Genomic DNA, 8,141 nt, shown 5'->3' on the forward strand with positions numbered 1-8,141 from the left:
CCGGCGGCGTAAACCGTTATCGCGGCAGTGCATCCGATGAGCACCATGCCGAAATGTCGCGCGTCTCGAATTGCTCCGTGAACCGCCACTTTTCGGTATCAGGGCAGTGGGCCGCTGTGGCGATGTCGAAACCGTGCTGGGTTATATTCGCCCGGGCGCACTCGCGTCGAGTATCGCTGGATATCGCCTTGAAGAAGGGGTCCCTCAGGCGTCGCTCGGGCGGGCTTCAGCAGCAGGGGCGAGCGACGCCTGGCTCCGGGCGGCGGGGAGGATCTCCGGGCATCCGGGATGGTGTGTGCTACCTGGGGATGGCTCCGTCTCGCCCATCGCGGCGGGCCGAGCAGGTGCGCTCGGCCCCGTCAACCACCGCACGTGCGGCTGGCGTTGTCCAATGGCACCAGAGTTAGGGTCGTCACAATCGAGATCATCTCATTGCCGCTGGGTAACTCGATAGCGATGCTGGTGTGGCGGTACATGCGAGCAGTACCGCTGTTGGCGCGACTCGTTTCGTGCCCGGCAGCCCAGAAGGCCGCGTTGTCGTCGCTGGTTTCACTATTCCGTCCAGGACTGGATTGGAGATCATGCCCAGCACAATTGCAATTTCCTCGGAAGGCCCGCGAAGAGGTGACGGTGGGCAGATCATGAACTGCTCGGCGTCGGCAGGCACGTCGATCGTTCCGCGCGCGGCATGCGCGCGGGACGAGTAGGACGCTATGGGACGCCTCCGTATCCGACGCACTCCCAAAGAAGCAGATCGGGCCGACATCGGCGGGGCCGAGATCGGCGATCGCGGTCGCCCACGCACGAGCGCACCGAAGCACCGGCCTCGTAAGTCGGTCACCAGTGCTGCCAACGGTGCGCGGAATTCTGTTCGGCAGCGCCGACCACGGGTGACGACAGCCGAGCAGCGGCGCGATATCGCATCGTTGCTGCGCGGGAGCATCTACGAAGGAGTTTCGCCCTCACCGACAGCGACCGGGGAGGAGTATTCGGCCCGTCAGGTCATCGACTTCTGTCTGGACCTGGGGGAGGTGATGTTGTCGTCGGGAGCTGATGCGCGCAGCGTCGAGGTAGCAATCGTCGCGGTGTCGGCGACCTGGAACCTGGCGGCGGTGGAACTCGACTTTCCCGGCTCATCGATTCATATGGTGTACGCCGTGCCAGACGAGCCGACCGTCGCCGGATTGCGGGCTGTGCGCAACACGGGTGCTGACCTGCACCGGCTCAACAACGTGTACGGCGTCGTCGACGACATCGTCGGCCATGAGACCGACATGACCCAGGCCAGTCAGCGGCTCGTGGAGGAAATGCGGTCGGATCCGCGATGGCCCTATCGAGTTGTGGCGGGCGCCATGGGAGTTCTTGGCGTTGTCGTGGCACTGCAGGCGGGCGGGAGCTTCTGGTCGGCTGTCGGCGCGTTCGTGCTGATGTTCGTGCTGATGTATCTCGGTAGGGTGCTCGGGAGGCGTTATCTTCCAACGTTTTTCGTCGCTCTCACGCAAATGGCACTGGCGACGACGGTCGGCAGCCTGGCGATCGCGTACACCCGGATCTCGACGGGCGAGGCGGCCAGCATGGTCGCCTCGTGTGTGGTGCTACTTCTGCCACACACGTCGATCGTCGCGGCGGCGCAGGATGCGATATCCGGATTTCGGAGTCTGGCTTTGGTGCGCGGCCTCGGTATCGGCTTGGTGGTGCTCGGCATGGTCGCCGGCATTCAGACGGGCCTGACCGCGACCCGGTGGGTGAATCTCGAAGTCGATCCGTCGGCGATCCATTTGACCGGCCTGTCGCTGTTCTGGGCGCTGTTCGCCTCGGCCATCGCTGCTGCGGCAAATGCCTTCGCTCAGGGAGCCACCGCGCGGGTGGTCCCGATTTCTATGGCGGCAGCGGTATTCACCCAGCTGATGGTGCAGTTGTGTGCGCGCACACATATCGGTCTGCAATTGTCGTTGATGCTCGGCGCGGCGCTGCTCGGCGCCCTCGGTACCTGGACGGCCGCCCGCCTGCGCATCTCGTCGGCATCGGTAATCGTCCCTGCATTCTGCGGTGCCCTACTGCCGTCGCTGACGGTCGCTCATTCCTTACTGCAGTTCATCGCGCATTCGCCAGGATCCGGAGTGTCATTCGCGTTTTCTGTGCTCACCACGTTAGCAATCGGCGCGGGCCTCGTATTGGGCAATATCGTTGCTAGTGGTGGGGCGCGTCGTATGGTCAGCATGCGAACTCGAATCCGCTCGGCGAGCCTCGACACCGAGCCGCAACCGACGGTCTCGGAGGCCAATAGGCAACTGGATTCGTAGCCGCGGCGTAAACCTGCGCCAATCTGTCGATGCTCGCTGTCGTGGTTGGGTCAAGACCGCTGTCATCATCTTCTAGAGGGTTGTGAGCCAGAGGCGCAGTACGGCAATGGTGATCACCCACGTAGCCCTGATGAGGCACGCGGACCGCAGGCCTACGAGTTGTCGCCGACCAAGCGGCCGGTTAGTTTGATCGCGCCCGAGCTACTCCAGTCACGGTTGGCGACGGGCTTTCATACGTGGCCGGTCGTTCTCGGTGAGCTTGTCGGGGTTGTCCGTGGTTTGTTGTCCAGTACCCGTGTAGCGACCCTGGACAACGAATTCCGGCTGCCATGAGCACGTCGATGCAGTGCGAGGCAAGCGCCGCTGCGACAGGTATCGACCACCGCGCCGAACAGCACGTGAGATCGTGGAGCCACGACGGCAGTCCCTCGGGGTCACCACGTCGGCGATACCCGTTGGGACACCGGATCCGTCATCACCTCGGCCGGGCCAGCTGGTGGCTTTCAGTTCGTAGCCGCACCTGACGGTGTCCACGGCCTCGGCGCTGTCAGCCCCGGCGCCTCGACGAGAGTTAGCGGGTTCGAGCCTGGCAGGGATCAGGGCTGGTGTGAATCAGGCCTTGCGCCAGAATTAGTACCCGATAAGGACATTTCGTGCACGGTGCGCTCGTTATGCGGGCGCGTAGGAGGAGTATATCCGCTGGTTACGGGCGTAGCGTGCGGAACGGGTGGTCCACAATTGGTCCACGGTGGGGCCGAACTCGACGCCTTTTGTCCACGATTGGTCCATACGATTTGTCATCGGCGCATCGCCGGCCTAGCCCATGCCCGCGTGTGGGGACAGGGGTTCGTGGGCACGTCCGGACCCTGCGCCGTCGGGATTCGTCAGCGGGCTGGATGAGTGGGCATTGCCTCAGCGATCGCAACGGTGTTGCCGCCCAGGCGTTTTGCCTGATACATGGCGGAATCGGAGCAGAGCAGTAGCTGTCGGAATGTTGCGGGCTCGAAGGCGAGGGAGGTCTTGGCGCTCACCACTCCGACGCTGGCGGTGATCGGGATCGGTAGACCGGGCATGGTCTCGATCGCGCTACGCAGCCGCTCGGCGACCGCGCACATCGAGTCGCCGCGGGTGGCGCCGACGATCACGAATTCTTCGCCGCCGGTGCGTGCGACGATGGCGTCGAGGTCGGCCGTGGAGCGTAGGCACCTCGCCGTCTGCTGGAGTACCTTGTCGCCGACGGGGTGACCGAAGGCGTCGTTGACGATTTTGAATCGGTCCAAGTCCAGCGTGATGGCGTAGATCGAGTCGGGACGCGCGCAGGAGCCGAGGTACTTCCACAGGTAGTAGTCGAGGCCGCGCCGGTTCAGCAGCATGGTCAAGGGGTCCATCAGTGCGTCCAGATGCCACATCCAGGACTGGAACGCCATCGTCAGGAATGCAGTAGCGGTCGCGGTCAGCATGATCAGAACGATCAGGACGCCGATCACGTAGTCGGCGGGTGCGTCGCCGGTTCGCGGCGAATCTTCGGTCACCAGCTGGAGGGTCACCACCACCATGGTCGCCAGTGACCATGCGCCGTGCCGAGCCAGTACCCGTGGGCCGAGCATGCATGCGTACCCGCCGGGGACGACCAGAAGGAGGGTCGCGATCACCCCGTAGAGATGGTTGTGGACGGTCAGCACGCCCATGGCGAGCGAGATGTCCGCGAGTGTGATCCATACGAGCGATTCGGATCGGCTCGGCCATGGCAGAAACCACCAGCGCAGCGCCCACAGCGCGGCCAGGATGGCACCGAACCCCCACGCCGCCGTTCCCACACCGTCGCGCACCATCCCTGGTGACGTCCACGCCAGCATGGTGATGACGAACAGCGTCGCGCCGCCTGCGCCGACGATCAGCTTCGCCCAGCCGAGCATCGCGTGGGCTTCGAGCCGCTTGATCATCCAGCGGTAATCGACCTGGTATCCCAGCCAGGTTCGGACCGTGAATTCGCCATCGTTCATCGGTTACCGCCTTATTTCGGCAACTGGAACTACGATCGGTCGTCTGTGCGCCCGAGCGTAGCCTGCGCGACGAAATGCAGTAACCGGAGATAATATGCTTCCAACTAGAACTAATCAATTCCAGGCTGGGAAGCCGATGCCGAGAATCGAGCTCGGGCTCCTCTGGATCGGGCAGTCCGTTTGGCACAGGGCCCGGCCGATGAATAGCCAGATGGGCACATCACCGGCCTGGCCGTACCCAACAAATCGACCTCAACTTCGAACTTGAAGACCTCGACCAGCGAGGCACCGCTACTCGAGTTGGGCGCGATCAAGCCCCAATACCTGCCGGGCGGCGACCGTGGTCGAGATCGTCGAGTTGTCGGCCCATCTCACACGTCGGTGGGGAAGCGCTCGTTGCCAAGGACTCCCAGCAGCTGTAGCTTCTCGTAGCCTTCGGTGCGCGGGGCAGCGGTCAACACCAGCAGCGCCTGCGACTGGTCTTCGGTGAACAGCACTTGGCAGTCCACCTCGATCGGACCCAATTCGGGGTGCAGCAGCACTTTGTGTTCTTCGAAGCGGCGGGCGACCTGCTGGCGCTCCCACAGCCCGGCGAATTCCTCGCTGGCCTCGCATAGCGCGCGAACGAGTTCGCCGGCACGCGACCGCGCACCCATCGATCCGTACGCGGCGCGCAGGCTGGCGACCTGGGCCCGGCTCACTCGGTCGTGGTCGTGCTCGGGATAGCGCAGCCGCTCGGCGGGCTGGGTGAACCACCGGTAGATCTCGCTGCGGGCCAGGCCGGTGTGTGCGGTCCAGTCACCCATCAGCGCCTTGGCCATTCGGTTCATCGCCAGCGCCTCACCCAGGTTGGACAGGATCAGCGATGGCGTGTCCTCGAGGCGGTCGAGCACCCGTAACAGCGCGGGCGCCACGTGCGTCGCGATCGGCACCGTTGACGGGCTGTTGCGACCGGCTGCCTGGAACAGGTACCGGCTCTCCTCGGCGGACAACCGGAGCGCACGGGCCAGCGAGGACAACATCTGCTCGCTGGGCTGCGGTCCACGCCCCTGCTCGAGGCGCGTGTAGTAGTCGGTGGACATGGCCGCGAGCGAGGCCACCTCCTCGCGCCGCAGTCCCGGCGCCCGTCGGCGCGGGCCATGCGGCAGCCCGATGTCCTCGGGGCGCATGGTCTCTCGCCGGGTGCGAAGGAAGGACGCCAGTGCTGCACGGTCCATGCGGCCAGAGTATCGGGGGTCGCCGATCGGTAGCCAGGGATCGCCGATCCCCCGATAAGCGCTCTCTGTATCCCATCCGCCGCGGCGGCCACGATCAACGCATGAACATTACTGGAAACACCATCTTCGTCCCCGGCGCCACCAGCGGAATCGGCCTCGCACTCGCGGTCGAGTTGCAGGCGAGGGGCAACACCGTCATCGTCGGCGGCCGGCGCACCGCGCTGCTCGAGCGGATCGCCGTCGAGCACCCCGGCATGCACACCGTGCAGATCGACACCGCCGACCCCGCCAGCATCGAAGCCGCCGCCAAGCTGGTGCTCGACCAGCACCCCGAGCTCAACGTGCTGGTGACCATGGCCGGCATCATGAACGTCGAGGATTGGCACCAGCCCGAGACGTTCCTCGCCTCCGCCGAGTCCATCGTGACCACCAACCTGCTCGGCCCGATCCGGCTGATCGCCGCGTTCATCGAGCAATTGCGCACCCAGCCCGACGCCACGATCATGACCGTGTCCTCGGGGCTCGCGTTCGCCCCGCTCACGGTCACCCCGAGCTACAACGCCTCCAAGGCCGCCATCCACATGCTCAGCGAATCGCTGCGGTTGCAGCTGGCCGACACCTCGGTGCGGGTGGTGGAACTGGAGCCACCGTCGGTGCGCACCTCGCTGCTGCCCGGCCAGGAAAACAGCGAGTGGGCCATGCCGCTCGAGGAGTTCGTCGCCGAGGTGATCGGGTTGATCGAGTCCCAGCCCGATGCCAAGGAGATCCAGGTCGAACGCGTCAAGTTCCTGCGCTACGGCGAGGTGCGCGGCGACTACGAGGAGGTCGTGGCCACGCTCAACAACAGCGACCCGAACCGCTAGTGACCAGTGATCGGAAGGAGATTGTGATGACGCTAGAAGGAAAAGTCGCCCTGGTCACCGGCTCGTCGCGAGGGCTTGGCAGGGCGATCGCCCTGCGCTTCGCTCAACAAGGAGCGGATCTGGTCATCAACTACGCACGTGACGCGGCAGCAGCCGACGATGTCCAGGCCCAGGCGAGCGGCTTTGGCGTCAAGGCCGTCGCGGTGCAGGCCGACGTCTCCACGCCCGAGGGTGTCGAGCACCTGTTCCGCACCGCGCTGGACACGTTCGGGCGGTTGGACGTGGTGGTCGCCAACGCCGGCATCGAGAAGGTCAACATCCCGGTCACCGACATCACCGACGAGGACTTCGATCTGCTGTTGCGGGTCAACACCAAGGGGCCGTTCCTGGTGCTGCGGGCGGCGGCACGCCACATCGCCGACGGCGGGCGCATCATCAACGTGGCCTCCAGCACCACCCAGTTCCCCGCCGTCGGCTTGGGCCTGTACGGCACCAGCAAGGTCGCGCCCACCTACCTCGTGCAGGTGCTCGCCAAGGAACTCGGTCCACGCGGGGTCACCGTCAACTCGCTGATACCCGGCGCGATCGACGACGCGGGCATCTTCGACGGCGCACCCGATAACGACCCGTACAAGACCGACCTGCGCGAGTCGGTGCCTCTTGGCAGGTTGGCCACCACCACCGACGTCGCCGACGTGGCCGAACTGCTCGCCGACCCCAAGGCGGCTTTCGTCACCGGCCAGAACATCCTGATGAACGGCGGCTCGAATCAGTGAACTCTGTCCTTGGCGTTCAACCAGCTGCAGCTGGTTGAACGCCAAGGACAGAGCCTGTTTAGGTACTCGATTCAGTACAAGCAAAATTCGCACATACCAACACCATCCGGCGCAGGGTGGTGTCGAGATCCACCGATCAACGGTGTCGTGATTCGTGCATAGAACCAACCTCGCGAAGCAACGATGGCCAGTAGTGATATGTGAAGTAGCTCGAGGTCCATACCGGTGCCGAGTTCGATGCTGTTGGTCCACGATTGGTCCACAAGTCTGCCGGCGGCGAACAGTCTCAATCTTGGTCTCCTGTCCGCCAGAAGCCGCAGACGTCTGCCGCCGCACGCGCCCGGTCGACGACGAAACGCATACCTGGGCGGGTGTGGCGCGCGACAATGCTCGAGGGCCCAAATGGGTTCTCGCGCAGCGTCAGCGGAGGTAGAACCATGGCGGGCTTCGATATCAACGACAGGTCGAGCTGGAACTGGGTCAACGGCGGGGAAGTGACATGTGAGCTGTCGTGGGACCAGGACGAGTACCACCTCGACCCGGAAAGTGCAGTGCACTTCTACCAGTGTTCGAACGGTGTCCCGCATCGTCAGCCGTGCGGGCCAGGGATGGTTTTCAACCCCAGACTCATGGTCTGCGACCACCCTCAGGGCAATAGCGAAGCAGAGATCTATGACTGGGCGGTCAAGATCGGTCAGGTGGCACCGGATCAGAGGTAGGTGACGGGCGAACCCTGATCAGCCAGAGACCTTCGGGGTGTGTAGCCGTCCCGTCGATCAGCGTCGGGTTCGGATGTGTCCATCCCAGTCAGACGGCTCGACGCGGTTCCGTGCGGCAGTGTGGGTGTCCGGAGCTGTCCGGAATCTCGTGCCGCCGGCGACCGGACGGTTGCGTCCAATAGCGTGGTGTAGCAGCTGTCGCTCGGCCGATGAGGTCGAATCTCGGACGTGAGGGTGGCCATCGCGTGATCCTTCAAGAG

6 protein-coding genes are annotated in these 8,141 nt (G+C 64.5%); 4 read left to right on the plus strand and 2 right to left on the minus strand.

Annotated features, from left to right (window positions below):
* Positions 1–713: 713 nt before the first annotated feature.
* Entirely contained in the window at positions 714–2,303 is a 1,590-nt protein-coding gene (locus ACGFNJ_RS42630) for a threonine/serine exporter ThrE family protein (RefSeq protein ID WP_393462096.1), read from the plus strand.
* Between the two features lie 884 nt (positions 2,304–3,187).
* On the opposite strand, the gene ACGFNJ_RS42635 is transcribed toward ACGFNJ_RS42630, so the two are convergent.
* The gene (locus tag ACGFNJ_RS42635) at positions 3,188–4,306 is read right to left on the minus strand and encodes a diguanylate cyclase (protein ID WP_393462098.1); all 1,119 of its coding nucleotides are present in this window, start codon (positions 4,304–4,306) and stop codon (positions 3,188–3,190) included.
* Positions 4,307–4,677: 371 nt separating this feature from the next.
* Entirely contained in the window at positions 4,678–5,523 is an 846-nt protein-coding gene (locus ACGFNJ_RS42640; RefSeq protein WP_393462100.1) for a helix-turn-helix transcriptional regulator, read from the minus strand.
* A gap of 101 nt (positions 5,524–5,624) precedes the next feature.
* Here ACGFNJ_RS42640 and ACGFNJ_RS42645 point away from each other — a divergent pair, with 101 nt between their 5' ends.
* From ACGFNJ_RS42645 to ACGFNJ_RS42655, 3 genes are all read left to right on the plus strand, one after another.
* On the plus strand, positions 5,625–6,386 hold the full coding sequence (locus ACGFNJ_RS42645) for an SDR family oxidoreductase (protein ID WP_393462102.1): 762 nt from the start codon (positions 5,625–5,627) through the stop codon (positions 6,384–6,386).
* A 26-nt stretch (positions 6,387–6,412) separates the two neighbouring features.
* Positions 6,413–7,162, plus strand: a complete 750-nt coding sequence (locus ACGFNJ_RS42650) for an SDR family NAD(P)-dependent oxidoreductase (protein ID WP_393462104.1) — start codon at positions 6,413–6,415, stop codon at positions 7,160–7,162.
* A 437-nt stretch (positions 7,163–7,599) separates the two neighbouring features.
* Positions 7,600–7,881, plus strand: coding sequence for a carbohydrate-binding module family 14 protein (locus ACGFNJ_RS42655; RefSeq protein WP_393462106.1), 282 nt, complete (start codon positions 7,600–7,602; stop codon positions 7,879–7,881).
* Positions 7,882–8,141 lie beyond the last annotated feature (260 nt).

The organism is Nocardia sp. NPDC049149 (assembly GCF_043197455.1).
Taxonomy (GTDB): domain Bacteria; phylum Actinomycetota; class Actinomycetes; order Mycobacteriales; family Mycobacteriaceae; genus Nocardia.

Coding starts and splice junctions, on each gene's coding strand:
- ACGFNJ_RS42630 (WP_393462096.1), top strand. CDS start 714: ATGGGACGCCTCCGTATCCGACGCACTCCCAAAGAAGCAGATCGGGCC.
- ACGFNJ_RS42635 (WP_393462098.1), bottom strand. CDS start 4,306: ATGAACGATGGCGAATTCACGGTCCGAACCTGGCTGGGATACCAGGTC.
- ACGFNJ_RS42650 (WP_393462104.1), top strand. CDS start 6,413: ATGACGCTAGAAGGAAAAGTCGCCCTGGTCACCGGCTCGTCGCGAGGG.
- ACGFNJ_RS42640 (WP_393462100.1), bottom strand. CDS start 5,523: ATGGACCGTGCAGCACTGGCGTCCTTCCTTCGCACCCGGCGAGAGACC.
- ACGFNJ_RS42655 (WP_393462106.1), top strand. CDS start 7,600: ATGGCGGGCTTCGATATCAACGACAGGTCGAGCTGGAACTGGGTCAAC.
- ACGFNJ_RS42645 (WP_393462102.1), top strand. CDS start 5,625: ATGAACATTACTGGAAACACCATCTTCGTCCCCGGCGCCACCAGCGGA.